This is a genomic window from Bradyrhizobium sp. BRP20 (assembly GCF_020194215.1).
In the GTDB taxonomy this organism is placed as follows: domain Bacteria; phylum Pseudomonadota; class Alphaproteobacteria; order Rhizobiales; family Xanthobacteraceae; genus Bradyrhizobium; species Bradyrhizobium yuanmingense.
Genome location: NZ_JADYVY010000013.1, coordinates 184027 through 210380 on the forward strand (window position 1 = coordinate 184027; position 26354 = coordinate 210380).

A 26354-nucleotide genomic window follows, 5' to 3' on the forward strand; every position below is an offset into this window, starting at 1 on the left:
GCCGGCACGTCATCAGCGCCTCCTAGAGGTTCTGGTCGACGATAGAGGGTGTCGGCGAGACATCAGGTCAACGGTCGGACCGTTCTCTTTCGCGGTCCGGCAGAAGAAACGAGTTTTCTTCGTTCGGTGCGGTTCTCCTCAAACGGGCTCCGCAATTTCACGACAGGCCTTCGGGCCAAAGTGGAATCTGGTCCTGACGTGTTCGCCGACGCCCTCATTCCCTTGAAGCCGGGGCATTGCCGGCATTCCTCTCCCTCACATCGTTGATTTGACCGCGTCGCGTCCGAGCGCGCTTCTGTCATGCCGGCTTGGCTTGGAGAGGCAAGGCGGCCCGTGGCGGATCGCGCGCCGTTTCGCCCAGCGGTGTCGCCGCCCGGCTCCGACGGGCCGATCCAGCACGCGCGGCTTGTCGTGGAACGATTGCGGCCGCTGGAATACTGGGTCACCCGCCTGCCACCTTCGCCGCTTCGGCGGCCCGAGACCGCATACCGTGGAAGCCTTGGCGTAGCGAGGGCGCGGGTGACGCCAGTTGAAGAAAAGCAACCACATGACCTGCGCCACCGCGCGCGATGGTTATCGATGTCCTGAAATCCCAGGGTAAACCGAATCTGACGAATGACAGAAGTCCCTGCGAATCATGGACTTCTTGAATTCTCGGCGCAGGAGGCGCGCGCCCGCGTTTACGTCTGCTTCATCGCGATGCTTAAACTGCCATTCAAATTTGCCCGCCATCATCGCCTCCAACAAGCCGGCAAACGGCGATGGGGAAGAGTTGAACAGTGCACCGTCCCGGGACGGGTCATGCACATCAGAGGTTGGACGGGAGCCGCGCTCGGGGGACGAGGCGGCATAAGAACAAAGGGGATGCGTGATGTTTCAGGGTACTTTCGATCTGGAGACGGCGACGCCGGTCGATGCGAGCGCGCTGTCGGACGTGCTGTTCGAGCGCGGGATCTATTGGGCGAGCGGCCGCTCCGGCATCGTCGATCTCGTCGCCGCGCACAAATGGTTCAATCTCGCCGCGCTGAAGGGCCGCAAGGACGCCGTGGCGCTGCGCCAGGAAATCGCCGGGCAGATGTCGGAGGCCGAGATCTCCGTCGCGCAGCGTGAGGCGAGAGCCTGGGTCTGCGCGCACTGAGCGTCACTTCGCTTGGGAACCGGACCTTGACCGGGCGGCGCCACCGCGCCGAGGCGGCTTCAGGTCGAGGTTTGCACGGCAAACGAGGCCGGCGCTTCGCCCGCGCAATGCCTGCGCCAGATTTCGTCGAATGCCTTTTCGATATCCCGCGTCATGCGGACAGTATCGAAAAGCGGCCAAGTGGTCCGGCGCGCCGCCAGCTTGCTCCTGAGCGCGACGCGAAGTGCGGAATCGTGCGCGATTCGAAGTGCCAAAGCCTCATATTCCTCCAGCGATCGCGTCACCAGCTCGGGAAGGCCTACGGCGTTCAGGAGACTGGCTGCAACGCGTCCGGCAAAAGTGGTCCCAAGGCACGTCAGGACCGGCAAGCCGGCCCAGAGGGCGTCGCTGGCCCCGGTGTGGGCGTTGTAGGGCAATGTGTCCAGGAACAGATCGGCGACCTGGTGGCGCGCCAAATGCTCCTCAGCAGGGACGCGCGGAGCGAACACGATTCTCTCGGCGACAATCCCCCGCGCAACGGCTTCACGCTTCAGATTCTCCGTGGCGACCGGGTCGCCATCCAGCAGCCAAAGGACGCTTCCGGGGGTCTTGTCGAGCAGCCGCATCCAGACGCCGAACAACGGGGGCGTGATCTTGGGGCTTCTGTTGAACGCGCAGTAGACGAACGCATCGTCCGCCAGTCCGAGCTGGCTCCGGCTCGGTGGATTTGACGGTAGCGGTCGCTTCGCGTCGGTCGCCTGGTAGCTATTGGGAAGATAGATCACCTTCTCGGCGTAATAAGTCTGCTCTGCTTCGGGGATGACGATCCGGTCGGCCATGAGATAGTCGAGATAGGGGGCGCCCATCGTGCCGGGAAAGCCGAGATAGCTGACCTGGATAGGAGCCGGCCGGCGCGCAATGATTTTCGGCCGTGCACCGGCGGTGAAGCCGCCGAGATCGACGAGAACCTCGATCTCGAGCTGGCCGATCAGCTTGACGACGTCCTCGTCGGCAAGATCGCTGACATCTTCAAAACGTTCGAATGCGGCCCTCAGGCGGTTGCGCATCTGGCTGTCGTCGTCGGGCCCGTAGGAGATGGCGGTGACGTCGAAGCGCTCGCGGTCGTGCGCCTCGAAGATTCCGGCCATCAAATACGCGGTGGCATGACTGCGAAAATCGGCCGACATGTACGCGACCCGGAGCCGGGACGCCGGTCTCGGCGTTCCGGGCCTGGCGGCACCCCCGTCGGGGGCCACCTTGGCGACATAGGCCTTCGCGCAGGTCAATTGGCGTGCAGGCGATGAGGAGACATGAAAGAAGGTGAAGGGGTCGACCGGCACGCCTGCCTCGGCAGCGTCTTCCATGGTGGCCTGTTCACGTTCGAAGCTGCTCCAGTCGGCGCGCTTCCGCTTGCAAGCAACGAGGTTGCTCAGCGCAAACGGGAACGTCTTATCAAGTGCGACCGTTCGTTCCAGAGCCACGATCGCTTCGTCGTCTCGCCCCAGCTGGCCAAGAACCTCAGACAACGCGAAATGGTTCTGTGGGTCGGCCGGTGCAAGCTCGATGGCGCGGGCGTAGCTGTCACGCGCTTCCTCGAGTCGACCAAGCTGCTGCAACGCGCTGCCTCGGTTGGCGAACGCGGCGCTCGACGGTGCGATCGCAATGGCGCGATCAAACTCGGCTATGGCGTCGCGAAGCTGCTGCCGTGCAATGAGGATCGCTCCGCGATTGAGATGCGCGTCCGCGAAGTTCGGAGCCAGGGCGATTACTTTCGCAAGCCAGACGAGCGCATCGTCCGGCTTGTCCAGCGCGCGCAGCACGTTGGCATAGTTGAAAAGAACGTCGGGATTGCCGGGGTCGACGCGTGCAGCCTTCTTCAGCAAAGGCTCGGCATCCGCAAAATGGCCGCGCTGGGCGTGCAACAGCCCCAGCATATGGAGCGCGACGGCATGCGTTCTGCTTCCCTTCAGAATGGTCGTGTAGGCCCGTTCCGCTTCCGACAGATTGCCCGAACGGTGCGCCGCAATGGCCTGGTCCAGAATAGCTGACGGATGGAGTGAGGAGGGGGCCGAGGCTCCCTTGTTGCGGCCTTGTTGCGACATGCAATGGGTTCTCGACCCGACGTAGCGGGGTCTGTGCTCGGGCGAAATGGTGCAAAAACTCTAGTCACCTTTGCCGGCGAGAACAACGGCCGCGCCGCCTGCGCTCATTCGCACGGGCGGACGCGCTTGCGCTGGAGCAAGTTTCTTCTTCATGGCGTCGCCTAGAATCCGACGGCATGAGCAACCAGGCTACGAATGACGATGGCTGCCGATTCAGATCGCTCCCGACGAGTGCGACCTGGAACTCGGGCGTCTGCACAAAACAGGTATTGTGCCATGGTCCTTTCCATGCCGGCGTAAGGGCGGCATCTGGTTCAATGTTTGGGCCGATGAGGCCGTGCTGATAGCGCCCTCGCATTGGCGGGTCTGGCGATCCGGCATTTAGGTGGGGGCTCACATATCGCGCGGGCTCGCCGCCGTCATCCTTGTGCGGAACTTTCGTACCGGCGTCGCCCATCGCCTTCCGCTGGACGCGCGCAGCGACCTTGATTCTGCTTCCGGGATTCTGGGGTGGCGGAGAGGGAGGGATTCGAACCCTCGATACAGCTTGAGACCGTATGACGCTTTAGCAAAGCGTTGCCTTCAGCCACTCGGCCACCTCTCCGGTGCGAGCCTTATGCATCTATTTGCTCGGGCTGGTCAATTTGGAAGCGCGTGTTTTCGCTCGAATATTCCCAGTGATTTGCGAAACGAGACGGGTTTGCGCTCGGATTAGGGCGTGGCGCTGAATTTTCGAGGAAATTCAAAGGTGCAAAGAAGGACTAGCACCTCTGCGTCCTCGCTCGCCGAGCTGTCCGGCCCGATTATCCCGCCAGCGTGACTTCCATATAGAGAGTGACGGCGAGCCCCGGACGGCGGAGGTATTTGCAGGCTGCCTGCGTCAGATTGCGCGGCGGGGAGGCGGTCGATGCCTGCCCATTGAGTCTCCTTCTGATTCCACGATTCGAGCGCCTCAAAGCTGGCTCAAGCCGAGCTCTCGCGCGCGGCGCCTCATGTGCGGAACTTTGATGGCAGTTGGAACCGCTCCGAAAACAGCAATGTAAACAATGCATTACGAGAGCGGTTTGATCACATCTGCGTGTTATTTGTGCAACACCCGTTGGAAAACACGCTGTACCGGCCCGTTTCGGAGCGTTCTCTTGTTGTGTGTGCAAGGACGTTCGGTAATTGTGACTGAGCGACGGAGGGGGGCATCCCGAGGTCGTCCCGTTTAGGTCATTCGCTTAAGTCCCTCGCGTTCATGCGGGTGTGTCCGAAGACGCGAAGGCGCCGAAAGCGGTGATTTAGAGGGGGTTGGGGAATTGGCCGTCCGGTCAGTGACCTTCCCTGAAGAGCAACTTGGAGGTTTAACATGAAGTTGGTTAAGAGCCTTTTGCTCGGCTCAGCGGCGGGTCTGATCGCCGTGGGCGGAGCTCAGGCAGCCGATCTCCCCGTGAAGGCCAAGGCGGTCGAGTACGTGAAGATCTGCTCCCTGTACGGTGCTGGATTCTACTACATCCCGGGCACCGACACCTGCATCAAGTTCGGCGGTTATCTGCGTGCCGACATGCTGTTTAACACGAACAGCGACTACGGCATTGGCCAGGGTGCTCCCGGCGGCGCCAACAACCGTCTGGACAACTACTACCAGACCCGCGCTCGTTTGGACTTCACCATCGATACCCGCACGGCAACCGAGTACGGCGTGGTCCGCACCTACGCCGATACGGTTTTCAGCTGGGATTCGACTTCCACGACCTTCAGCAGTCCCTCGACCATCTCGACCGGTTCGGCTTCGCTCGGCCTCTACCATGCGTTCATCCAGTTCGCTGGTTTCACCTTCGGCCGCACCGTCTCGATCTTCGACGCACCGTGGCAGAGCTATCCGGCTGGCGGTCCCGACTTCCTTCCGGGCGGCAGCAACAACGTCACCGGTGTGAACCAGGTCGCCTACACGGCTGATTTCGGCCAGGGCATCACGGGTTCGGTCGCGTTGCAGGATATGACGACCGCCGCTGGCGGCCAGTCCAACCTCTGGAACGCGAGCGTGACGGGCGTTGCCGGTGCAGTGGGTGGCTTCGCCACGACTGCAGCTGCGGGCGCTGCCTTCATCCAGGGCATCTACGGTGTCAACGATTGGGGTGGCACGCGCATGCCCGACATCGTCGGTCAGGTTCGTGTCGATCAGGCTTGGGGTCTGTTCCAGATCTCGGCGGCGGCGCACGAACTCCACTCGGCTTATTACGGTACGACGGAGCTCACGGGTCATCCGTCGGACAAGTGGGGCTGGGCGGTGCAGGGTGCCTTGTCGATCAAGAACATCCCGACCGGCGCGGGTGACTCGATCAACTTGCAGGCGGTCTACACCGACGGTGCTTCGCGGTACAACTTCCAGAGCCTGTTCCCGCAGACCATCTTCATCTACGGCGGCAGCGGCATCGCTTATCAGAGCATCGGCTTCGCCGGTATCGCTGATGGCGTGTTCGGTTCCGGTCTCGGTATCGAGACCGTCAAGACCTGGGGCTTCCGCGGTGGTTATACCCACAACTGGTCCCCGAACTGGGCGTCGGGCATCTACGGTGCTTATGCTTCGCTCCGCTACGGCGATCAAAGCAAGGCTCTGATCTGCGCCAACTTCGCTGCTGCTCTGGCCCCCGCCGCTGGCTCGACCTGTAACCCCGACTTCAACCTTGCGGTTATCGGCGGCAACTTGGTCTGGACTCCGGTCAAGGGTCTCGCCTTCACGGCTGACGTGAGCTACGTCTGGCTCGACCAGAAGCACTCTGGCGTTGTCACGGGCGCCAACACGGCCAACCTGGCTGTTGCCAAGCCCGCAGCCACCTACGAGCTGAAGGATCAGGGCAACCTGCAGATGCTCCTGCGCGCTCAGCGCAACTTCTAAGATCGACCCTAGGTTGATCCATGAACCCCGGCAGGAAACTGCCGGGGTTTTTCTTTGGAGCGTAGCGCTTCGCCTAACGTGCGGACCTTGTTGGCTCGCAAGCAGGAATGTCGGCTAAGTGCTATCAAACTACCATCTCAGGCCCTTCCACTCCTTGAAGGCATAGGTCGGGTTGAGACCGCAGGCATCGATTGTGCCCGACGCGGTCGCCATGCACTGGCTGTAATTGGACAACTGGCAGTTGCCAGGATTCTCCCAACGCCGTTCTTGCAGGCATAGCGATCCTGGATGCCGGTTACCTGTGGCTGGGCAGGATGGCGGTTCTTGCCGAAGGGGGGAGCCGCCGGTCGCGAGGCCCGACGAGATCACGGCTGCGAACAGGAACGCACCGACCACGCGCAGCGTGACACGTTCCCAGCCTTGTGAGGCATAAGCTAACCGGTGCGTGGGAACGCTTGGCGCAATTCTATCGTCAGGTCGCTGGTGCCGTCGACGAATCCTGCCGAGCCCTGCCCAGCAACCAGGCTCTGATTCTAACGGGCCATCGACGCCCGTTACTGCACGCTGACCGCGCCGCGGCGCAGATCGGCTTCGATCTGCAAGCGGGTGCCGCCGCCGAAGCGGGCGCGGTAGACCTGAAGGTTCTCCATGATCCGCTGCACATAGTTGCGCGTCTCGGAGAACGGAATCAGCTCGACCCAGTCGACCGCGTCGACCTTGGGGTCGCGCGGATCGCCGTAACGCTCGACCCACTTCTTCACGCTGCCGCGGCCGGCATTGTAGGCGGCGAACGTCATGATGTAGGAGCCGCGATAATCCTCGAGCAGTCCGCCGAGCTCGGCCGAGCCGAGCGTGGCGTTGTAGACGGAGTCGTTCTTCAGCCGCCCCAGGTCGTAGGTTGCGCCGTGGCGCTTGCAGACGTAGCGGGCGGCATCCGGCGTCACCTGCATCAGCCCGTAGGCCTGCGCCGGCGAGACCACCGACGGGTTGAACGCGCTCTCCTGCCGCGCAATCGCATAGATGATGCTGCGTTCGACCTCGGGGCCGATCGGCGTGAACTGAGGAATGCCGTTGACGGGGTAGGCGTAGAAGTCGAACGGCAGGCCGCGATTGAGCGCGGCCTTGCCGAGCAGCAGCATGCCGCGCGCGTCGCTGTAGCGCTGGGTGAGCTCGCCGAGGCCCGCGAGCGCCTCGGGATCGCCGTTCTCGCCCATGTCGGCGAGCAGCGGTATCGCGAACTCGCGCTCGTCCAGCTCGTAGAGCAGTTGCGCGGCGCGCACGATCTCGAGCCGCTCGGCGCCGCGACCGCGCGGCTGGCTGTTGAGCTCGATCTGCGGCAGGCCGAGCTTTGCGCGCGCGAGCTGGCCGTAATAGCTGGTCGATTGCTCGGCCGCCCGCGCATAGGCATTGCGTGCCTCCTGCTGGCGGCCCATCGCCTCGGCAGCGCGGCCCTGCCAATAGCCGGCACGCGCCAGCGCGGTGGGATTGACGCTGCCGACGCCGATGCGAGCAAAATGCTGGGCGGCGGTCGCGGGATCGTTGAGGAAGCGCAGCGCGATCCAGCCGGCGGTAAACTCCTGCTCGGTCTTGTAGATGTCGCGCGAGGGCAGGGCGGCGTCGCGCGCGATCAGATAGGCGCTACGGAATTCCTCGGTGTCGATCATCTTGCGCGCCAGGAGGCGCCGCTCGATCCACCATTCATCGAGATTGTGGAGGCGACCCGGATCCTTCGGCGCGGACAGCATCAGCTGGGCGGCTTCAGTGAACTTCTCCTCGCGGCGCAGCAGCTGGATCTTGCTGAAGATGAAGCCGGGATCGCCGTGCAGCTCGCGCGGCACGGCATCGAGCAGCGCCCGCGCGTTCGGCGCTTTCTTGACCGCGGCGATGCGGGCCTTGGCGAGCGCGACATAGCCGGCGCCGAGACGCTTGGCGGCGCGTAGCGCCGCCTCGTTCTCGCTGCCGTAGAGCAGGTTGTCCATCCGCGCTTTCTGGTCGCCCGGCGTGAGCAGGGCGCCGAACTGGTCGAGCGCGTTGTTCTCGGTGTCCTCCGACATCGGATCGGCGCGCCAGGCGTCCCGCACCAGCCGCTCGGCATTGGCGCGGTCGCCGCGCGCCAGCATCGCCCTGGCGAGTGTGAAGCGTCCCTTGGCGGAGATCGGCGACTCGTTCTCGAACCACGACCACGCGACCGACTCGTCGCGCCTGTCGTCCCACATCGCGGCCTCGAGCCGCCGGCGCAGGAAGGTCTGCGACGGCCAGCTCGGATTGGCTGAGAGGAAGGCGCGATAGCGTTCCACGGTCGCGCCGTTGTCCTCGCTGCGCAGGATGATCCATTCGGCGAGCTTTCGCGCGACCGGATCGGAGATGCCGGCCGCGGCATTGGTGGCGTCGCCGGCCTTGCGCTTGCGCACGAGCTCGATGACGCTCTCCAGGGTGTCCTTGTCGGCCTGCGACGTCGACGACGTCGCAGCGACGGCGGCCGGGATGACCGGCTTGCGCGGCGCTGCATGCTGGCGCGTTGCAGGCGCCAGTATGGGAGCTGCGGCCGGTCTGGCCGGGGCCGGCGCAGTCGGTTTGACGGTGGCAGTCACGGCCGGGGCGGGGGCTGCCTTGGGCGGCGCGCCGCTCGCAGTCGGCGCTGCCTTTGGCGCGGAAGCAGGTGCCGTGGCAACGGGAGCGGTGGCCGCAGGCTTGGGTTTGTCTTTGGGCTTGTCCTTCGCCGGTTCCTTGCTGGCGTTCTTGCCGGCGTCCGGCTTCTTCGCGGCGTCCTTGGCGGGGGTGCCAGGCGTACCCTTGCTTGCGGCCTTCGCGGCGTCCTTGCCGGTTCCCTTGGCCGTATCCTTCGCCGTTTCCTTGGTTGATCCTTTGGCCGAGCCATTCGCGGCGTCCTTGGCTGCTGGCTTGGCGGGATCCTTGGTCTCCGCGGCCGTCTCGTTGGACTTGGCGAATGCGGCGCAGTCCATCGACAGCCCGGCCATCAGGCACAATGCCATACTCAGGGATCGCCACGCGGCAGATGCAAAGGAGGTCACGGCGTTTCGTCGCCCCGAATCAGTGAAGTGGCTCAAGACCTAGCTGAATTTGCTTGAATATGCGGAGAAAATACCAACAGCCGCTTACCTCGGGCCGATTTGCACCAGCACCGCGGCAAAATCGCGGCCTAAACCCAGCCTGGCACCGACCCCGGGTCTTTTACCGGCCGGATAGACCCGATATGAAGGGGGCTTGCTCAAGAGATCGCCGCGTACGGAGGAAGTCCATGGCAGCCAAGACGAAATTCCGAGGGTCGTTCACCGCCTTGGTCACCCCGTTCAAGAACGGCTCGCTCGACGAGGCGGCATTCCGCTCCCTGGTCAATTGGCAGATCTCCGAGGGCACCAATGGCCTCGTTCCGGTCGGCACTACGGGCGAGAGCCCGACGCTCAGCCATGACGAGCACAAGAAGGTCGTGGAATGGTGCATCGCTGAAGCCAAGGGCCGCGTGCCCGTCATCGCCGGCGCCGGCTCCAACTCGACCAAGGAGGCGATCGAGCTCTCCCAGCACGCCGAAAAGGCGGGCGCGGACGCCGTGCTGATCGTCACGCCCTATTACAACAAGCCGACGCAAGAAGGCATGTACCAGCACTTCAAGGCGATCAACGATGCGATCGGCATTCCGATCATCATCTACAACATCCCACCGCGCTCGGTGATCGACATGTCGGTCGACACCATGAAGCGGCTGTGGGAGCTGAAGAACATCGCCGGGGTCAAGGACGCCACCGCCAGCATGGTCCGCGTGTCGCAGCAGCGCGCGGCGATGGGCGAGGACTTCAACCAGCTCTCGGGCGAGGACGCCACCATCATCGGCTACATGGCCCATGGCGGCCATGGCTGCATCTCGGTGACCTCGAACGTCGCGCCGCGCCTGTGCTCGGAGTTCCACGCCGCCTGGCAGAAGGGCGACACCAAGGCGGCGCTCGCGATCCACGACAAGCTGATGCCGCTGCACAACAACCTCTTCATCGAGAGCAATCCGGCGCCGATCAAGTACGCGATGTCGCTGCTCGGCAAGCTGGACGAGACGCTGCGGCTGCCGATGGTTCCGGTGTCCGAGCCGACGCGGGTTGCCGTGCGCAGCGCGATGGTTCACGCAGGTCTGGTCAACTGACGCATTAGCCGTTCGGGGGAGCCTTTCATGAGCGTGGAGGAAAAGGGCGCGCGGATGCTCAAGGAGTTCCGCGAGTTCGCCATGAAGGGCAACGTCGTCGATCTCGCGGTCGGCGTCATCATCGGCGCGGCCTTCGGCGGCATCGTCACCTCGCTGGTCGGTGACGTCATCATGCCGATCATCGGCGCGGTCACCGGTGGCCTCGACTTCTCGAACTACTTCATCCCCTTGTCGAAGGCGGTCACCGCAACCAACTTGGCGGATGCCAAAAAGCAAGGCGCCGTCCTTGCTTACGGCAGCTTCCTGACGCTGACGATCAACTTCATCATCGTCGCCTTCGTGCTGTTCCTGGTGATCCGCGCCATGAACACCTTGAAGCGCAGGGAGGAGGCGGCACCCGCTGCTCCGCCCAAGCCGACGGCCGAGGTCGAGTTGCTGACCGAGATCCGCGATCTCCTCAAGAAGTGACGCGCCCACTTCATCCGAACTGTTAGAATCCAAGCGCATCTCGATCAGGTTTGCCCGTCATGGCCGATAAGAACGAACGTCCGATCAAGGTGATGGCGGAAAATCGCAAGGCGCGTTTCAACTACGCCATCGAGGACACGATCGAGGCGGGCATTGCGCTGACCGGCACTGAGGTCAAGTCGATCCGCAACGGCAAGAGCACGATCGCGGAATCCTATGCCGATTCCAAGAACGGCGAGATCTGGCTGATCAACGCCACCATTCCCGAATACCTGCAGGGCAACCGCTTCAACCACGAGCCCAAGCGGCCGCGAAAGCTGCTGCTCCACCGCCGGCAGATCAACAAGCTGATCGGCGCGGTCGACCGCGAGGGCATGACGCTGATCCCGCTCAAGCTTTACTTCAACGAGCGCGGCCGGGCCAAGCTGCAGCTGGCGGTTGCGAAGGGCAAGAAGCTGCACGACAAGCGCGAGTCCGAGAAGAAGCGCGACTGGAGCCGGGAGAAGGGCAGGCTGCTGCGGGCGAGGGGATGACGAGATGAATCAACGGAACCTGCTCGAGGTCGACTGGAGCCAGATTCCCGCGCCTTCCGACGATGGCGCCGCCGCGCATCTCGAAGGCATGACGTTGCCGCCGATTGGCCTGCTCGCGACCGACGACACATCGGTCACCCTGTCGGCTTTGTGCGGCCGCACCGTGGTGTTCGCCTATCCCCGCACCGGCGAGCCCGGCAAGATCGCGCTGGTCGACGATTGGGACATGATCCCCGGAGCGCGCGGCTGCACGCCCCAGACCTGCGCCTTTCGCGATCTCTACGCCGAGCTGAAGGCCGCCGGCGCCGCGCATGTGTTCGGCCTCTCGACCCAGAGCAACGACTATCAGATCGAGATGGCGTCGCGCCTGCATCTGCCGTTCCCGGTGCTTTCGGACGAGAAGCTGGCGCTGACGCGCGCCTTGAACTTGCCGACCATGGAGGTCGCGGGCCTGACGCTGATCAAGCGCCTCGCGCTTGTTATCGACGACGCCAGGATCACGCACGTGTTCTATCCGGTGTTTCCGCCCGACCGGAACGCCGGCGACGTGCTGGCCTGGCTCAAGGCAAATCCCGTCAATAAGGCGCGATGCGATTAGGATGAATCGTCATCGCGCTTTAGCTTATTGTTTGAGCATGATCTTTTCGGAAAACCGCTACGCACTTTTCCGGATCATGCTCTAGCTAATCGAGATCCGCCTTCACCTTCGCGAACACGGATCTGAACATGTCTGGCGTCAGCACGCCGGTGTTCGTGTTGTAGCGGGAGCAGTGATAGCTGTCGTAGAGCCTGAACGCGCCGGCCTGATGCACCGCGCCGTGGCCGAAGGGGGCTTGCGAGGCCTTCAAATTCAGCGGCTTGAGCACGCTGTCGTGCGCAATTCGCCCGAGCGCGACGATCGCGCGCAGCTTCGGCATCGTCGCCAGATTGGCCACGAGAAACTGGCGGCAGGTGTTGATCTCGATCGGCAGCGGCTTGTTCTGCGGCGGCACGCAATGCACGGCATTGGCGATCCGGCAGTCGACGAGTTTCAGGCCGTCGTCGGGACTCGCCTGATAGGTGCCCCTCGCAAAGCCGTATTCGATCAGCGTGGCATAGAGCAGGTCGCCGGCATAATCGCCCGTGAACGGCCGCCCCGTGCGGTTGGCGCCCTGCATTCCCGGGGCGAGGCCCACGATCAGGAGGCGGGCCTTGATGTCGCCGAAGGGCGCAACCGGCGCATTGTGCCACGAGGGCTCGCGCGCGCGGTTCGCCTCGCGGAAGGCGACCAGGCGCGGGCAGAGCGGGCAGTCACGGTCGGGAACGATTGTGAGAGGCTGGCGGCTTGACCGGGCCGCCTCACTCCTCGAAGTCGTCATCGCCCCTCGGCGCCGTCGTGGTCGCGCGCTGGAGGAATTGCGGGGCGTGGTGGCGTTCACCACGCTCGCCGCGGTCACGCGGGGCGGGGCGCTCGGACGGATCGCGGCCGAGCTTGGATTGCAGCTCGACGAGGTCGGTGAAGACGTCGGCCTGGCGGCGCAGCTCGTCGGCGATCATCGGCGGCTGGCTGGCGATGGTGGAGACCACCGTGACCCGCACGCCGCGGCGCTGGACGGCCTCGACCAGGGAGCGGAAGTCGCCGTCACCCGAGAACAGCACCATCTGGTCGATGTGCTCGGCGAGCTCCATGGCGTCGACGGCGAGCTCGATGTCCATGTTGCCCTTCACCTTGCGGCGCCCGGAGGCGTCGATGAATTCCTTGGTCGCCTTGGTGACGACCGTGTAGCCGTTGTAGTCCAGCCAGTCGATCAGCGGGCGGATCGAGGAGTATTCCTGGTCCTCGATGATGGCGGTGTAATAGAACGCCCGCAATAACGTCCCGCGGCTCTGAAACTCCTTCAGCAGGCGCTTGTAGTCGATGTCGAAGCCGAGGGTTTTCGCCGTCGCGTAGAGATTGGCCCCGTCGATGAAGAGCGCGATCTTGTTGGTAGGAGAAGGTGACATTCAGTTTGCTCGCGTAGCGTTCGTGATTGATCGTTTTTTGTTGGCGCGGCGACAACAGGCCGCGCAGTTCTAGAGTGCCGCAGAAACCCGTCGAAACCGCAAATCCGGAGAAGTCGGGGCAATCAAGGTATAGTTATGGCGGACTTGCATACACCCCGGGGCCGCCCCCAACGGCAGCCCGGAAAACCACCCGTCCCAGCCCCAATGTGGGGGTAGCAGAGCGGTTTGGCGAGGCCAAATCACAAAATGGTCTTGCGAAACCGTCCCGGCCCCTATAACTAGCCCCAATCATCCACATATTTCGTCCCACCCACAACGGAGCGACAGTCCATGGCTCGCGTCACCGTAGAAGATTGTATCGACAAGGTCGACAACCGGTTTGACTTGGTCCTGCTGGCCGCCCACCGTGCCCGCATGATTTCATCCGGTTCACAACTAACGGTTGACCGCGATAACGACAAGAACCCTGTTGTGTCTTTGCGTGAAATTGCCGAGACGACGATCTCGCCGGAGGACCTCCGCGAGGAGCTGGTCCACTCGTTGCAGAAGTTCGTCGAGGTGGACGAGCCCGAGCCGGATACAGTGCCGCTGATCGGTTCCGCGGGGGCAAGCGTCGATGCCGACGACACCGAGGTCGCCGTGGAGCGCATGACCGAGGAGGAGCTGCTGAAGGGCCTGGAAGGCCTCGCGCCTCCCGAGGAGCAGCCCGAGGAAGACGAGTAATTCCTCCATCGCGATCATCTTCTTCTTGTGATCATATCAAAGGCCCGAACGATCGTTCGGGCCTTTGCTTTTGTTGACCTTTTCGTGGTTACCATAGCGCTGCGGTCGGTGCTTGGCCCTGTCACTGAATTGATCGGACACGAGCGCGATCGGAGTTAGGATGTATGCAGCGGGCCGGCTCAAGCCCGTTTGAAGGCAGGACGGCATGGTATATCGGCGCCGCAGATCCACGCAGATGCAGGCCGCAACCGAATCGGTTGCCGTGGCCCCGACTGCGCCGGTCGCGCGCCCCGCCAGGCCTCGCGCCCGGATGATGCGTCAATATGACCTCGTCGAGCGCGTCAGGTCCTACAATCCCAACACCAACGAAGACCTGCTGAACCGTGCCTACGTCTACGCCATGAAGGCCCACGGCTCGCAGACCCGCGCCTCGGGCGATCCGTATTTCTCGCATCCGCTCGAGGTGGCTGCGATTCTCACCGACCTCAAGCTCGACGACGCCACCATCGTGGCGGCGCTGCTGCACGACACGATCGAGGACACCGAGGCGACGCGGGCCGAGATCGACCAGATCTTCGGCTCGGAGATCGGCGCGCTGGTCGATGGCCTGACCAAGCTGAAGCGGCTCGAGCTGGTCTCGCGGGAGGCTAAGCAGGCCGAGAATCTGCGCAAATTGTTGCTGGCCATTGCCGACGATGTCCGCGTGCTTCTGGTCAAGCTCGCCGACCGTCTGCACAACATGCGCACGCTGGACTTCGTGCCGACGGAATCGCGCCGGCGCATCGCCGAGGAGACGCTCGACATCTATGCGCCGCTGGCGGGGCGCATGGGCATGCAGGAAATGCGCGAGGAGCTGGAGGATCTGTCCTTCCGCACCCTCGATCCCGAAGCCTATTCGGTGGTGATGCAGCGGCTCGACGCGCTGGCTGAGCGCAATCGCAACCTGATCGGCGAGATCGAGGACCAGCTCTCCAACAATCTGCGCCACCGGGGCTTGGGGGCGCGGGTCTATGGCCGGCGCAAGAAGCCGTTCTCGATCTGGACCAAGATGGAGCGCAAGTCGGTCGGCTTCGAGCAATTGTCCGACATCTTCGGCTTCCGCCTCGTCGTCAGCGACGTCGAGGCCTGCTATCGCGCGCTCGGGATCGTCCACACCACCTGGCCGGTCGTGCCCGGACGTTTCAAGGACTATATCTCGACGCCGAAGCAGAACGACTACCGCTCGATCCACACCACGGTGATCGGCCCCGGCAACCAGCGCGTCGAGCTGCAGATCCGCACCGAGGCGATGGACCAGATCGCCGAGCGCGGCATCGCCGCGCACGTTTTCTACAAGGAGGGCGTGGGTTCGCCGACCGAATTCCTCAAGCGCGAGTCCAACGCGTTCGCCTGGCTGCGCCACACCATCGGCATCCTCTCGGAAAGCGCGAACCCGGAGGAATTCCTCGAGCACACCAAGCTCGAGCTGTTCCACGACCAGGTGTTCTGCTTCACCCCGAAGGGCAAGCTGATCGCGCTGCCGCGCCATGCCAACGTGATCGACTTCGCCTATGCGGTGCATACCGACGTCGGCAACAGCGCGGTGGGCTGCAAGATCAACGGCAAATTCGCGCCGCTGTCCTCGGAGCTTCAGAACGGCGACGAGGTCGAGGTGCTGACCTCGGAGGCGCAGTCCGCGCCGCCCTCGGCCTGGGAAACGCTCGCCGTCACCGGCAAGGCGCGTGCCGCGATCCGCCGCGCCACGCGCACCGCGGTGCGCGACCAATATGTCGGGCTCGGCCGGCGCATCGTCGAGCGCTTGTTCGAGCGCGCCAAGATTGAATACGCCGACGACAAGCTCAAGGGCGCGCTGCCGCGGCTCGCGCGCACATCGATCGAGGACGTCATGGCGGCGGTCGGGCGCGGCGAGATCAAGGCCTCCCATGTCGCGCGTGCGATGTACCCGGATTACAAGGAGGAGCGCATCGCGCGCTACGGCGTCAAGAAGGGCCTTGCCGCCAAGCTCAAGGAGAAGGGGGTCTCCGAACAGTCGCGCAGCCCGGTCGCGATCCCGATCCGCGGCATCAATTCCGACCTTCCGGTGAAGTTCGCGCCGAACGGCGGCGCCGTCCCCGGCGATCGCATTGTCGGCATCGTCACGCCGGGCGAGGGCATCACGATCTATCCGATCCAGGCGCCGGCCCTGAAGGATTTCGAGGAGGAGCCGGAGCGCTGGCTCGACGTCCGCTGGGACATCGAGGATTCCGCGCCGCAGCGCTTCCCGGCCCGCATCAAGGTCGAGAACGTCAATGAGCCCGGCGCGCTGGCGCAGATCGCGACCGTGATCGCCGAGCACGACGGCAACATCGACAACATCAGCATGCAGCGCCGCTCGCCCGATTTCACGGAGACGACGATCGATCTCGAAGTCTACGACTTGAAGCACCTCAGCGCGATCCTGGCCCAGCTGCGCGCGAAGGCGGTCGTCGCCAAAGTCGAACGTGTTAATGGATAGGCGCATCTCGCATGCGCCGTTCCCTCTGATTTCGCGAGTTCTGAAATGCCCGCACCTCCGCTCCGCCTCGGCGTCAATATCGATCACGTCGCAACCGTGCGTAACGCGCGCGGCGGCCGCCATCCCGATCCGGTGCGCGCCGCGCTGCTCGCGATCGAGGCCGGCGCCGACGGCATCACCGCACATTTGCGCGAGGACCGCCGGCACATCCGCGACGAGGACATGGCGCGCCTGAAGGCGGAGATCTCCAAGCCGCTCAATTTCGAGATGGCCGCGACGGACGACATGATGCGGATCTCGCTCGCCACCAAGCCGCACGCGGTGTGCCTGGTGCCGGAGCGGCGCCAGGAGGTAACGACCGAAGGCGGGTTGGACGTGGTCGGCCAGCGCAGCGCGCTCGCGCCCTATATCGCGCGGCTGAGCGAGGCCGGCATCCGCGTCTCGCTGTTCATTGCGGCCGATCCCGCCCAGATCGAGATGGCGGCACGGCTGCGCGCCCCTGTGATCGAGATCCACACCGGTGCCTGGTGCGATGCCGTCGTCGATGGCCACACCGACAAGGCCGAGGCTGAATGGCAGCGGATCGTGGCCGGGGTGAAGCTGGCGAAGGACGCGGGACTCGAGGTTCACGCCGGCCACGGGCTGGACTATGCGACGGCGGAGAAGATCGCGAGCTTGCCCGAAATCATGGAGCTGAACATCGGCTATTACATGATCGGCGAGGCGCTGTTCGTGGGGCTGGCCGAGACCGTGCGCAGCATGCGCGCGGCGATGGATCGTGGCCGGAGCCGGGCATGATCATCGGCATCGGCTCCGACCTGATCGACATCACCCGCGTCGCCAAGGTGATCGAGCGCCACGGCGAGCGTTTTCTCGACCGCATCTTCACCGCGGCCGAGCGCGCCAAGGCGGAACGGCGCGCCAAGAACGAGAAGATGGTGGTGGCGACCTACGCCAAGCGCTTCGCCGCCAAGGAGGCCTGCTCCAAGGCACTCGGCACCGGCATCAGGCGCGGCGTCTGGTGGCGCGACATGGGGGTGGTCAACCTGCCGGGCGGGCGGCCGACCATGCAGCTGACCGGCGGCGCGCTGGCCCGGCTCCAGGCCCTGACACCGGAGGGGTTCGAGGCGCGGATCGACCTTTCGATCACCGACGACTGGCCGCTGGCGCAGGCTTTTGTCGTCATTTCCGCCGTCCCGCTGCCGAAACCTTGATCGCGGCTCGGGCGTTTTGTGATTTTCTTTATAAATCAATATCTTAATCAGTTTTGATGCGATCCTTGATTGCGTGGCCTCCGACAACCGTCTAAAAGTCCGCGAACGCAAATCAGCCTGGGCGAATTCGGCTTTACGCCGGAATTGGCCCTCACTATCAGAATCAGGACAATCTCCTTGCGCCGCGAACCGGTGGGCCGTTCGCGGGAGGAGGGCGCTCTATGATCGCCGGCCGGAATTGAGAGAGCAATGAGCGTGACTTCGGGAACGAAAACTGAGAGCGGCGTCGGCGAAACGATCCGAGTCGTCATTCATGCTCTCCTGATCGCGCTCGTGATCCGCACCTTCCTGTTTCAGCCTTTCAACATCCCGTCCGGCTCGATGAAGGCGACGCTGCTGGTCGGCGACTATCTGTTCGTCTCGAAATATTCCTATGGCTACAGCCATTACTCGATTCCATTCTCGCCGCCACTGTTCTCGGGACGGATCTGGGGCTCGGACCCCGCTCGTGGCGACATCGTCGTGTTTCGCCTGCCGAAGGACGATTCCACCGACTACATCAAGCGCGTGATCGGCCTTCCCGGCGACCGTGTCCAGATGCGGGACGGGCTGCTCTACATCAACGATACGCCCGTCGAGCGGCAGCGCATGAGCGAATATGTCGGCGAGGACCCTTGCGGCTCGGAAGGCGGCGGCATCTCCCGGGTGAAGCGCTGGAAGGAGACGCTGCCGAACGGCGTGTCCTATGAGACGCTGGACTGCGCCGACAACGGCTACATGGACAACACCAACGTCTACACCGTCCCGGCCGGCCACTTCTTCATGATGGGTGACAACCGCGACAACTCCACCGATAGCCGCTTTCTCGGCCAGGTCGGCTACGTCCCGCAGGAGCACTTGATCGGCCGCGCCCAGATGATCTTCTTCTCCATCGCTGAAGGCGAGCACGCCTGGATGCTCTGGCGCTGGCCGTGGGCGGTGCGCTGGAATCGGTTCTTCAAAATCGTCCGATGAAAGACGAAGCCAAGGACATCGCGATCCAACCGACCGAGGTGCAAGCCGCTCCCGAGGGCGATGCTGCGGCGAAGGCGCCTGCCAAGAAGAAGCGGCCGCGGAGCAGCAAGGCCAAGGGCACGAATGCCAACGCGGCGCTCGAGGCGCGGATCGGCCACAGCTTCGCCGATCCAAATATGCTGATGCAGGCGATCACGCATGTCTCGGCCCTGAAGTCCGGGCGCAAGCGAGGCGACAGCTATCAGCGGCTGGAATTCCTCGGCGACCACGTGCTCGGGCTCGTCGTCTCCGACATGCTCTATCACGCCTTCCCGAACGCCGATGAGGGCGAGCTGTCCAAGCGGCTCGCCGAGCTCGTGCGCAAGGAGAGCTGCGCGGACGTCGCCAAGTCGCTCGGTCTCGTCGACGACATCAAGCTGGGCTCGGTCGGCTCCAGTGCCGATGCCCGCCTGCGCAAATCCATCCTCGGCGACATCTGCGAGGCCGTGATCGGCGCCATCTACCTCGATGGCGGCCATGCGGCGGCAGCCGAATTCGTCAAGCGCAACTGGACCGAGCGGATGCACAAGCCGCGCCGGCCCTTGCGCGATCCCAAGACCGTGCTGCAGGAATGGGCGCAAGGCAAGGGACTGCCGACGCCTGTCTATCGCGAGGTCGAGCGCACTGGCCCGCATCACGATCCGCAGTTCCGTGTCGCCGTCGATCTGCCGGGCCTGGCCCCGGCCGAGGGTATCGGCGGCAGCAAGCGCGCGGCAGAGAAAGTGGCAGCCTCAGTGATGATCGAACGCGAAGGCGTCGGCGGCAGCAATGACGGTTGAAGCAAGCGGCGGGGCACCCGGCGCGACGCGCTGCGGCTTCGTCGCGCTGATCGGCGCGCCGAATGTCGGCAAGTCGACGCTGGTCAACGCGCTGGTCGGCGCCAAGGTCACGATCGTCTCGCGCAAGGTGCAAACCACGCGCGCGCTGATCCGCGGTATCGTCATCGAGAACAACGCGCAAATTATCCTTGTCGACACGCCCGGCATCTTCTCGCCCAAGCGCCGGCTCGACCGCGCCATGGTCTCGACCGCCTGGAGCGGGGCGCATGATGCCGATCTGGTCTGCGTGCTGCTCGATGCCAAAACGGGCATCGACGAGGAGGCGGAGGCGATCCTCGCCAAGGCCGCCAGCGTCAATCACGACAAGATTCTCGTCATCAACAAGGTCGACCTGGTCCAGCGCGAGAAGCTGCTGGCGCTGGCGCAGGCCGCCAACGAGCGCATGACTTTCGTGCGGACGTTCATGATTTCGGCGATCTCGGGCGATGGCGTCGACGACATCCGCAAGACGCTCGCGGACATGGTGCCGCCGGGTCCGTTTCTCTACCCCGAGGACCAGATGTCGGACGCGCCGATGCGGCAGCTGGCGGCCGAGATCACCCGCGAGAAGATCTATCAGAAGCTGCACCAGGAATTGCCCTACCAGTCCACGGTCGAGACCGACAAGTGGGAGGACCGCAAGGACAAGTCTGTGCGGATCGAGCAGACGATCTACGTCGAGCGCGAAAGCCAGCGCAAGATCGTGCTCGGCAAGGGCGGCGTCACCATCAAGTCGATCGGCGCCGACTCGCGGAAAGAGCTGATGCAGATTCTGGACGTGCCGGTGCACCTGTTCCTGTTCGTCAAGGTGCGCGAGAACTGGGGCGACGATCCCGATCGCTATCGCGAGATGGGCCTGGACTTCCCAAAAGAATAACCAAGAAAAGATCGGCATTCGATGAGCCTACCCACCAACGTCCAGCGCTTCGAAGCGCTGCTCTATGCATCGTTGATGCTGGACGCCGTCTCGATCGCCGTGCAGGACCGCACGCCCAATGCCGCGGTGACCGAGCAGATGATCATGACCGGGACGCTGCTCGCCGGCGGCATGATCCTCCTGCTGCTCTATTTCGTCCGGCTGGCCGCGCATCATCGCAAGAACTGGCCACGCTGGGTGCTGGCGGCGGCCCTCGTGTTGTCGGTGATCTCGCTCGGCCAGATCATCGGCGAGAAGGGCCTGGAGCTCGACAGCGCCATCGAGATCGTCTCCTGCGCGCTGACGACGATGGGCCTGTATTTCTCCTTCAGCGGCGACGCGCGGGACTGGTTCAACGCGTGAGGCGCCGTAGGGTGGATTAGCGAAGCGTAATCCACCTTTGACGTGCACGGGCGATTGGCGGGTTACGCCTTCGGCTAATCCGCCCTACGATTGAACGCCGGAATCCGCTACACTTCCCCTATGGAATGGTCCGACGAAGGCATCGTGCTGGGGGTGCGGCGGCATGGCGAGTCCAGCGCCATTGTCGAGCTGTTGACGCGCGCGCATGGCCGGCATCTCGGGCTCGTCCGCGGTGGCGCCGGCTCGCGGATGCGGCCGCTGCTGCAGCCGGGGAACAGCGTCAGTGCGGTGTGGCGGGCGCGGCTCGACGAGCATCTGGGCACCTACGCAATGGAGGGATTGAAGCTGCGCGCGGCAACGCTGCTGGCATCGTCCCACGGCGTCTATGGCGTCACCCATCTCGCCTCCGTCGCGCGGCTGCTGCCGGAGCGCGATCCGCACGAAGAGATCTTTGCGCTGCTCGAGCATTCGCTCGACGATTTCGACGACATCGGCAGCGCGGCCGTGCACCTGATCCATTTCGAGCTGGCGATGCTCGCCGAGCTGGGCTTTGGGCTGGCGCTGGACAATTGTGCAGTGACCGGCGAGACTACGGACCTGATCTATGTCTCGCCGAAATCAGGCGGCGCGGTATCGCGTAGCGCGGGCGAGCCGTGGCGCGACCGGCTGTTGCGCCTGCCGCCGTTCCTGCGCCAGGGCGAAACCGCGGGCGATCTCACCGAACAGGATCTCCAGGACGGCTTCCGGCTCACCGGCCTGTTCCTGCTCCGCCACGTGCTGGAGCCGCGCGGCCAGGGCCATTCCGATGCGCGGGCCGGCTTCATCAACGCCCTGATGCGGCAGCAGGCGAGGGCGGCGATCCCGGCGCCATGACGTAATGGCTACCCAGCCTTGCCCAGCAGCATTCAGTTCCCTGGAACGAAATCGGCCCACGCGGACTTGGGGCTTGAGGTTCCACATCGGGGGGGACAGCCCAAATGTTGATCAAGGGATTCGCTTTGTCCGCGACGCTGCTTGCGCTCGCGCCCGACGCCATGGCTGGCGAGCCGCAGCCCGGGGCGTTTCGCCGGGCCTCGTGCACGGTGGTGCGGTACTATGTGGCGAAATATTCCGCTGCCGCTGCAGAGACATGGGCGCGGTCGCGGGGCGCGACCGACGCCGAGATCGAGGCCGCCCGCCGTTGCCTGACCAATGCGCCGGCGCCTGCGCAAACACCTGGTCCAGCCCCAACCCAGACCGTCACAGCCGGCTGGGCAGGCTAGTACGTCGCCCACAGGGAACCATTCGATCCTTGCCCGATTCGCTTCCACGGTTTAACCGGGCGGCATGGGAAAACGAATCGTTCCGCCGGAAGAACCGGCTGAAATCCACGAGGTGCCGCTGCGTGAGGCGCTGGAAGAGCGCTATCTCGCTTATGCCCTCTCCACCATCATGCACCGTGCGCTGCCGGACGCGCGCGACGGCCTGAAGCCGGTGCACCGGCGCATCCTCTACGGCATGCGCCTGCTCAGGCTCGACCCCGGCACGGCCTTCAAGAAGTCGGCCAAGATCGTCGGCGACGTGATGGGCTCGTTCCATCCGCACGGCGACCAGGCGATCTACGACGCCATGGTCCGCCTCGCGCAGGATTTCTCCTCACGATATCCGCTGGTCGACGGCCAAGGCAATTTCGGCAATATCGACGGCGATAACCCCGCCGCCTACCGCTACACCGAAGCGCGCATGACCGACGTCGCGCGGCTTCTGCTCGAGGGCATCGACGAGGACGGGGTCGAATTCCGCGCCAACTACGACGGCCAATCGAAAGAGCCCATCGTGCTGCCGGGCGGCTTCCCGAACCTGCTCGCCAACGGCGCGCAGGGCATCGCGGTCGGCATGGCGACCTCGATCCCGCCGCACAACGCCGCCGAGCTGTGCGATGCCGCGCTGCACCTGATCGAGAAGCCCGACGCAAAGTCGAAGGCGCTCTTGAAGTGGGTCAAGGGCCCGGATTTCCCGACCGGCGGCATCATCGTCGATTCCAAGCAGGCGATTGCGGAAGCCTACACCACCGGCCGCGGCTCGTTCCGCGTCCGAGCGCGGTGGACGCAGGAGGAGGGCGCACGCGGCACCTGGGCCGTCGTCGTCACAGAGATTCCGTTCCTGGTGCAGAAGTCGCGTCTGATCGAGAAGGTCGCCGAGCTGCTGGACCAGAAGAAGCTGCCGCTGGTCGGCGACATCAGGGACGAATCGGCCGAAGACGTCCGCATCGTGATCGAGCCGAAGTCGAAGAACGTCGATCCGGCGCTGATGATGGAATCGCTGTTCCGCCTCACCGAGCTCGAAAACAAGATTCCGCTGAACCTCAACGTCCTGATCAAGGGGCGCATCCCCAAGGTCGTGGGGCTCGCGGAGTGCTTGCGCGAATGGCTCGACCATCTGCGCGACGTGCTGATCCGCCGCAGCAACTACCGCAAGGCGCAGATCGAGCACCGGCTGGAAGTGCTCGGCGGCTTCCTGATCGCATACCTGAACATCGACAAGGTGATCAGGATCATCCGCACCGAGGACGAGCCGAAGCCTGAGCTGATGAAGGCGTTCAAGCTCACCGAGGTGCAGGCGGAAGCCATCCTCAACATGCGCCTGCGCTCCTTGCGCAAGCTCGAGGAGATGGAGATCCGCACCGAGGACAAGAACCTCCGCGCCGAGCTCAAGGGCATCAATGCGGTGCTCGCCTCCGAAACCGAGCAGTGGAAGAAGGTCGGCGAGCAGGTCGGCAAGGTCCGCGACATGTTCGGACCGAAGACACCGCTCGGCAAGCGTCGCACCACCTTCGCGGATGCGCCCGAGCACGATCTCGCCGCGATCGAGGAGGCCTTCGTCGAGCGCGAGCCGGTGACGGTGGTCGTCTCCGACAAGGGCTGGATCCGAACCATGAAGGGGCATGTCGAGGATCTCTCGGGCCTTGCCTTCAAGCAGGACGACAAGCTCGGCTTCGCCTTCTTCGCCGAGACGACCTCGAAGCTCCTGCTGTTCGCCACCAACGGCAAGTTCTACTCGCTCGACGTCGCCAAGCTGCCGGGCGGCCGCGGCCATGGCGAGCCGATCCGATTGTTCATCGACCTCGAGCAGGAGGCCGCGCCCGTCGCGCTGTTCGTCAACAAGGGCGGCCGCAAATTCCTGGTCGCCAGCCACGAGGGCCAGGGTTTTGTGGTCAACGAGGACGATTGCGTTGGCACCACCAAGAAGGGCAAGCAGGTCCTCAACGTGGACATGCCGAACGAGGCCCGCGCGATCACCGAGGTGACGGGCGACACCGTCGCCGTCATCGGCGAGAACCGCAAGATGCTGGTCTTCCCGCTCGACCAGGTGCCGGAGATGGCCCGCGGCCGCGGCGTGCGCCTGCAGAAATACAAGGACGGCGGCCTGTCCGACGTTGCGGTATTCGACGCCAAGGCGGGCCTGACCTGGAAGGATTCCGCAGGACGCGAATTCTCCGCGACCATGAAGGAGCTGGCGGAATGGCAGGGCACCCGCGCCGACGCCGGCCGCCTGCCGCCGAAGGGTTTCCCGAAGTCGAACAAGTTCGGTCGAGTGATCGGGTAGGGCACTGGCCCCAACTGTCGCCACAACGACGCTGTCATCCCCCGCCTAGTGCGCAATTGCGCACGGGGGCGGGGCATCCAGTACGCCGCGGCTTCTCCGTATCCATCAGCTGTCTCTGGAATACTGGGTCGCCCGATCAAGCCGGGCGGCGACAGCGCGTGTTGTGCTCTCTGCTCCACCGTCATTGCGAGCGCAGCGAAGCAATCCAGAATCCCACCGCGGAAAGACTCTGGATTGCTTCGCTGCGCTCGCAATGACGAGCTGCGACAGCCTCGCTCTCCAACTCTAAGTATGTGCATCCTGCAAACGCGTGGCAGCTAGCTATGAGCGCATACGTGTGGGCACGAACATTGCTTTTTCCTGCTGAACGCAAACGGCTGGTCAAAAGGCAAAAACACCCCAATGCTCAAACTGAAGACTTTCATTCCCGCGCTGTTCGGCCTTGCGCTGGTGGCGGCGCCGGCGCATGCGGCGGGCAATCTCGTCGCGGTGCTCGAGGCGGAGATTGTCACGCTCGATCCGCATTTCTCCACGGCCTATATTTCGCGCACGTTCGGCTACATGGTGTTCGACACGCTGTTTGCGAAGGATGCCAAGGGCGACATCAAGCCGCAAATGGTGCAGGACTGGAAAGTCTCGCCCGATGGCTTGACCTATACGTTCACGCTGCGCGACGGCCTGAAATGGCACGACGGCCAGCCCGTCGCGGCAGCCGATTGCGTGGCCTCGCTGCGTCGCTGGGGCACCCGCAGCGCACTCGGCCGCCGCATTTTCGCGATCACGGCTTCGCTCGAGCCGGTCGATGCGAAAACCTTCGTGCTGACGCTGAAGGAGCCGTCCGGCCTCGTCATCGACGCGCTCGGCAATCCCGTCAGCCCGGTCGCTTTCATGATGCCCGAGCGCATCGCGAAGACGCCCGGCGACCAGCGCATCACCGAGATCGTCGGCTCCGGCCCGTTCGTCTACAGCAAGGCCGACCACCGCACCGGCGACCGCATGATCCTGAAGAAGTTCGGCGACTATGTGCCGCGTCCCGAGCCCGCGGACTTCCTGGCCGGCGGCAAGCGCGTCAATGTCGACACGCTCGAGGTCCGCGTCATTCCCGATGGTGCGACTGCCGCCTCTGCGCTGCAGGCCGGCGAAATTGATTTCCTGCAGTACGCGCCGTTCGATCTGCTGCCGCAGCTGGAGAAGAACACGCGCGTCAAGCTCGTCAACTTCACCGGCGGCAACATGTTCGCCGGCGCCTACCGTCTCAACGCGGCCTCGAAGCCGTTCGATGATCCGGAAATCCGCCGCGTGCTGTGGAAGCTGGTCGACCAGCGCGAAGTGCTGGATGCGCTCGGGCTCGACGCCAAATACGCCACGCCTTGCGCGACCTACTTCACCTGCGGCACCACATACGAGAGCAAGGCCGGCACGGAAGCGGCGGCCAAGCCCTCGATCGAAGCGGCGAAGGCTGCACTGAAGGCGACCAAATATGCCGGCGAGTCCGTCATCGTGATGCAGGCCAACGATCTCGAAGCCCCGCGCGTTTCGGCGCAGGTGCTCGCCGAGCGGCTGAAGGCGGCCGGCTTCAATGTCGATCTGCAGGTGATGGACTGGGCGAGCGTGCTGGCGCGCCGCGCCAAGAAGGAGGGCTGGAGCGTCTATGGCGTCCACGCCGGCGGCTTCGACCTCGGCTCGCCGCTGACCAATGTCATGGTTGCCTTCAACTGTGCCGACTTCACCGGCTGGCAATGCGATGCGCGTATCACCCCTCTGATGGAAGCCTTCGCCAAGGCGCCGGCCGAGGCGGACCGGAAGAAGATCGCGGGCGAGATCCAGGCCGTCATGTACGATCAGGCGCCCGGAATCCCGTGGGGCCAGTTCGCGCAGCCGGCCGCCCATCGCGCGACTTTGCGCGGTCTGATACCGTCCGCCATCCCGGTGTTCTGGAACGTTGAGAAGTAGC

23 protein-coding genes and 1 tRNA gene are annotated in these 26354 nt (G+C 64.2%); 18 read left to right on the forward strand and 6 right to left on the reverse strand.

Going from position 1 to position 26354, the window contains the following annotated elements; all coding sequences use genetic code 11:
* Positions 1-871 precede the first annotated feature (871 nt).
* Positions 872-1138: a hypothetical protein gene (locus I6F33_RS27145; protein WP_036025525.1), complete on the forward strand. Its 267-nt coding sequence runs from the start codon at positions 872-874 to the stop codon at positions 1136-1138.
* A 59-nt stretch (positions 1139-1197) separates the two neighbouring features.
* Here I6F33_RS27145 and I6F33_RS27150 read toward each other — a convergent pair whose 3' ends face one another.
* Together I6F33_RS27150 and I6F33_RS27155 are read right to left on the reverse strand one after the other, a co-directional pair.
* On the reverse strand, positions 1198-3219 hold the full coding sequence (locus tag I6F33_RS27150) for a tetratricopeptide repeat protein (RefSeq protein WP_225144644.1): 2022 nt from the start codon (positions 3217-3219) through the stop codon (positions 1198-1200).
* A 511-nt stretch (positions 3220-3730) separates the two neighbouring features.
* Positions 3731-3823, reverse strand: a tRNA-Ser gene (locus I6F33_RS27155).
* Positions 3824-4570: 747 nt separating this feature from the next.
* Here I6F33_RS27155 and I6F33_RS27160 point away from each other — a divergent pair.
* On the forward strand, positions 4571-6100 hold the full coding sequence (locus tag I6F33_RS27160; RefSeq protein ID WP_225144645.1) for a porin: 1530 nt from the start codon (positions 4571-4573) through the stop codon (positions 6098-6100).
* A 129-nt stretch (positions 6101-6229) separates the two neighbouring features.
* On the opposite strand, the gene I6F33_RS38385 is transcribed toward I6F33_RS27160, so the two are convergent.
* Positions 6230-6496 (reverse strand): DUF3551 domain-containing protein, encoded by a 267-nt coding sequence (locus tag I6F33_RS38385; protein WP_346657216.1) that lies wholly within the window; start codon positions 6494-6496, stop codon positions 6230-6232.
* Positions 6497-6654: 158 nt separating this feature from the next.
* Positions 6655-9078: a lytic transglycosylase domain-containing protein gene (locus tag I6F33_RS27170; RefSeq protein ID WP_225144659.1), complete on the reverse strand. Its 2424-nt coding sequence runs from the start codon at positions 9076-9078 to the stop codon at positions 6655-6657.
* Positions 9079-9359: 281 nt separating this feature from the next.
* Here I6F33_RS27170 and dapA point away from each other — a divergent pair, with 281 nt between their 5' ends.
* Genes dapA through I6F33_RS27190 form a run of 4 tightly spaced genes read left to right on the forward strand, consistent with a single transcriptional unit; the run spans position 9360 to position 11849 of the window.
* Entirely contained in the window at positions 9360-10250 is an 891-nt protein-coding gene (dapA, locus tag I6F33_RS27175) for a 4-hydroxy-tetrahydrodipicolinate synthase (protein ID WP_036015047.1), read from the forward strand.
* A 54-nt stretch (positions 10251-10304) separates the two neighbouring features.
* A complete protein-coding gene (gene mscL, locus I6F33_RS27180) occupies positions 10305-10718 on the forward strand; it encodes a large conductance mechanosensitive channel protein MscL (protein WP_036015122.1) in 414 nt (137 codons plus the stop codon).
* 59 nt (positions 10719-10777) lie between these two features.
* Positions 10778-11251 carry an SsrA-binding protein SmpB gene (gene smpB / locus I6F33_RS27185; protein WP_025036727.1) on the forward strand — a complete coding sequence of 158 codons (474 nt, stop codon included), beginning with the start codon at positions 10778-10780 and terminating at the stop codon, positions 11249-11251.
* A gap of 4 nt (positions 11252-11255) precedes the next feature.
* Positions 11256-11849, forward strand: a complete 594-nt coding sequence (locus tag I6F33_RS27190; protein ID WP_225144646.1) for a peroxiredoxin — start codon at positions 11256-11258, stop codon at positions 11847-11849.
* Between the two features lie 85 nt (positions 11850-11934).
* Here I6F33_RS27190 and I6F33_RS27195 read toward each other — a convergent pair whose 3' ends face one another.
* Together I6F33_RS27195 and I6F33_RS27200 are read right to left on the reverse strand one after the other, a co-directional pair.
* A complete protein-coding gene (locus I6F33_RS27195; protein WP_036015041.1) occupies positions 11935-12609 on the reverse strand; it encodes a uracil-DNA glycosylase in 675 nt (224 codons plus the stop codon).
* Positions 12590-13234: an NYN domain-containing protein gene (locus I6F33_RS27200; RefSeq protein ID WP_036015038.1), complete on the reverse strand. Its 645-nt coding sequence runs from the start codon at positions 13232-13234 to the stop codon at positions 12590-12592. The genes I6F33_RS27195 and I6F33_RS27200 overlap by 20 nt, the downstream gene beginning before the upstream one ends.
* Positions 13235-13564: 330 nt before the next feature.
* On the opposite strand from I6F33_RS27200, the gene rpoZ reads away from it, so the two are divergent.
* From rpoZ to I6F33_RS27260, 12 genes are all read left to right on the forward strand, one after another.
* Positions 13565-13957 carry a DNA-directed RNA polymerase subunit omega gene (rpoZ, locus tag I6F33_RS27205; RefSeq protein ID WP_007603391.1) on the forward strand — a complete coding sequence of 131 codons (393 nt, stop codon included), beginning with the start codon at positions 13565-13567 and terminating at the stop codon, positions 13955-13957.
* 205 nt (positions 13958-14162) lie between these two features.
* Complete coding sequence (locus I6F33_RS27210; protein ID WP_036015037.1) at positions 14163-16451, forward strand: bifunctional (p)ppGpp synthetase/guanosine-3',5'-bis(diphosphate) 3'-pyrophosphohydrolase; 2289 nt, start codon at positions 14163-14165, stop codon at positions 16449-16451.
* 45 nt (positions 16452-16496) lie between these two features.
* Entirely contained in the window at positions 16497-17249 is a 753-nt protein-coding gene (locus I6F33_RS27215; protein WP_057029760.1) for a pyridoxine 5'-phosphate synthase, read from the forward strand.
* Positions 17246-17665 carry a holo-ACP synthase gene (gene acpS / locus I6F33_RS27220; RefSeq protein WP_025036721.1) on the forward strand — a complete coding sequence of 140 codons (420 nt, stop codon included), beginning with the start codon at positions 17246-17248 and terminating at the stop codon, positions 17663-17665. Before I6F33_RS27215 ends, acpS begins: the two co-directional genes overlap by 4 nt.
* A gap of 249 nt (positions 17666-17914) precedes the next feature.
* Entirely contained in the window at positions 17915-18679 is a 765-nt protein-coding gene (gene lepB / locus I6F33_RS27225) for a signal peptidase I (protein WP_036015031.1), read from the forward strand.
* Positions 18676-19497, forward strand: coding sequence for a ribonuclease III (gene rnc / locus I6F33_RS27230; RefSeq protein WP_109143526.1), 822 nt, complete (start codon positions 18676-18678; stop codon positions 19495-19497). Before lepB ends, rnc begins: the two co-directional genes overlap by 4 nt.
* Positions 19487-20413: a GTPase Era gene (gene era, locus I6F33_RS27235; protein ID WP_225144647.1), complete on the forward strand. Its 927-nt coding sequence runs from the start codon at positions 19487-19489 to the stop codon at positions 20411-20413. The genes rnc and era overlap by 11 nt, the downstream gene beginning before the upstream one ends.
* Before the next feature lie 21 nt (positions 20414-20434).
* Positions 20435-20815 carry a hypothetical protein gene (locus I6F33_RS27240; RefSeq protein ID WP_036015023.1) on the forward strand — a complete coding sequence of 127 codons (381 nt, stop codon included), beginning with the start codon at positions 20435-20437 and terminating at the stop codon, positions 20813-20815.
* A gap of 120 nt (positions 20816-20935) precedes the next feature.
* Complete coding sequence (gene recO / locus I6F33_RS27245) at positions 20936-21688, forward strand: DNA repair protein RecO (protein ID WP_225144648.1); 753 nt, start codon at positions 20936-20938, stop codon at positions 21686-21688.
* 104 nt (positions 21689-21792) lie between these two features.
* A complete protein-coding gene (locus tag I6F33_RS27250) occupies positions 21793-22077 on the forward strand; it encodes a hypothetical protein (protein ID WP_225144649.1) in 285 nt (94 codons plus the stop codon).
* Positions 22078-22141: 64 nt separating this feature from the next.
* Entirely contained in the window at positions 22142-24400 is a 2259-nt protein-coding gene (gene parC / locus I6F33_RS27255; RefSeq protein WP_225144650.1) for a DNA topoisomerase IV subunit A, read from the forward strand.
* A 402-nt stretch (positions 24401-24802) separates the two neighbouring features.
* The gene (locus tag I6F33_RS27260; RefSeq protein ID WP_225144651.1) at positions 24803-26353 is read left to right on the forward strand and encodes an ABC transporter substrate-binding protein; all 1551 of its coding nucleotides are present in this window, start codon (positions 24803-24805) and stop codon (positions 26351-26353) included.
* Position 26354 lies beyond the last annotated feature (1 nt).